The organism is Mesorhizobium sp. M7A.F.Ca.MR.148.00.0.0, assembly GCF_003997735.1.
In the GTDB taxonomy this organism is placed as follows: domain Bacteria; phylum Pseudomonadota; class Alphaproteobacteria; order Rhizobiales; family Rhizobiaceae; genus Mesorhizobium.
The window spans coordinates 1-1,537 of sequence record NZ_RZTB01000265.1 but is presented as its reverse complement, the minus strand read 5'-3'; the positions used below and the strand labels follow the sequence as shown (position 1 = coordinate 1,537).

Sequence of the window (1,537 nt, the reverse complement as noted above, 5' to 3'; positions counted from 1 at the left end):
CCGCTCCCTGATCGAATTGAGCGGCCACCCCGAGCAGCCCTGCGGCCACGCCGACCGGATCGCCGAGGAACAACTGATCTCGGTGCGGGAGAAGATCGCCCAGCTAAAGCGGCTGGAGGCCGAGCTCGAACGCATCGCCACGTGCTGCAATGGCAAGACGGTTGGCGACTGCTACGTCATCCGCGCGCTATCGGACCACGCGCTGTGCGCTGACGAGCATGGGTGAGAGGGAGCAAGGAGCGACGCGGCGCAGCCGCATGGTTCCGTGCCGTGACTTTAGAGAGCCGGCACTGGGCGACGTAAAAACGAGCATATTTCTGCTTTGGCCTTTTCGCGGACATGCCAACGTCAGAGCGGTTGATCCAGTACAATCATTGACGGCAAAATGTATAAAACCGGAGGCCGACCACGCAATGGACAACTTGCTTCATTTTCTTGGGGACATATTGGGCAACGCGATATCGGGCAACCCCTCGAAGTCGAAGCTGATGCGGTGGGTGGAACGCATTTTCATCGCGCTCGTGGTGATGCTCATCGCCTTGGTATTGTATCGGATTTACTCGACATGATGGCCGCTATTGGCGCTTTCCGGACGAACGCCGATGACGGCACACCTACAATTACTAATGCTGCAGAACTAACCACCCTCCGGCCGCGGCGCCCCGCGCCCTACAACTCGATCCGGAACCGCAAACTCTCCGCCCCGCCATAGGCGGCGTCCTCGAAGAAGCGTTCGACGAGCTTGCCGCCATTGGCCAGGATCACCTTGTGCGATGCCGGATTGTCCGGCTTGGCGGTGATCTCGACATAGGGCAGGCCGACCGCCCTCGCCTCATCCAGCATCAGCCGCAGCGCCTCTGTGGCGTAGCCCCGCCGCCGCTTCCACGGCACCACCGCATAGCCGATATGACCGAGCACATGCGGCGGCAGTTCCGCCGTGCCCTTCTGCCAGCGAAAGCCGATCGAACCCGATGCCTCGCCATCCCAGATCCAGCGGCGGAAGCCCGGTAAGCGCGGCACTTGCTTGCCGTCGGGCAAGGTGATCGGATCACCCTTGGCCTGTGGATCATCGAGGTCGGCGAGAAAGGCCACTGGATCCTTTTCGATTGCCGCAAGCTGCTCGCGCGTCGCTTCTTCGAGCCGCACATTGTCCGGCGACCAGCCGCGCTCGAGCGCCGCCTTGTAGGACGGCAGATGTTCAAGCGCGGGTTTGACGATTTCGACCATATTCCACCGGTGGGAGACGCTACGCCGGTAAAATAGCATCCTCGCCCGGGAAGGCACGGTCCACCAGAGCCCGGCCTCTTACGACAAGGGCCGCGTTCCCATCGCTGGAAACGCGGCCCCGATCTTATGTCCTTGGGAGGATTGGCACTCCGGCGTGGCTGCGCCGGAATGCCTTATGCGAGTTCAGGCGATGTCGAAGCGGTCGGCGTTCATCACCTTGGTCCATGCCGCGACGAAATCCCTGGTGAATTTCGCCTTGGCATCCGCCGACCCGTAGACTTCGGCAAGCGCGCGCAGTTGGGCGTGCGAG

At 62.0% G+C, this 1,537-nt stretch carries 2 protein-coding genes; one reads left to right on the top strand and one right to left on the bottom strand.

From position 1 onward, the window contains the following. Positions 1 to 226 (top strand): MerR family DNA-binding protein (locus tag EOB49_RS33805; RefSeq protein WP_164781926.1); only part of this gene is annotated, 226 nt, incomplete at its 5' end. Positions 227 to 669: 443 nt separating this feature from the next. On the opposite strand, the gene EOB49_RS33800 is transcribed toward EOB49_RS33805, so the two are convergent. Beyond that, on the bottom strand, positions 670 to 1,227 hold the full coding sequence (locus EOB49_RS33800) for a GNAT family N-acetyltransferase (protein ID WP_127383496.1): 558 nt from the start codon (positions 1,225 to 1,227) through the stop codon (positions 670 to 672). Between the last annotated feature and the right edge of the window lie 310 nt (positions 1,228 to 1,537).

Coding starts and splice junctions, on each gene's coding strand:
- EOB49_RS33800 (WP_127383496.1), bottom strand. CDS start 1,227: ATGGTCGAAATCGTCAAACCCGCGCTTGAACATCTGCCGTCCTACAAG.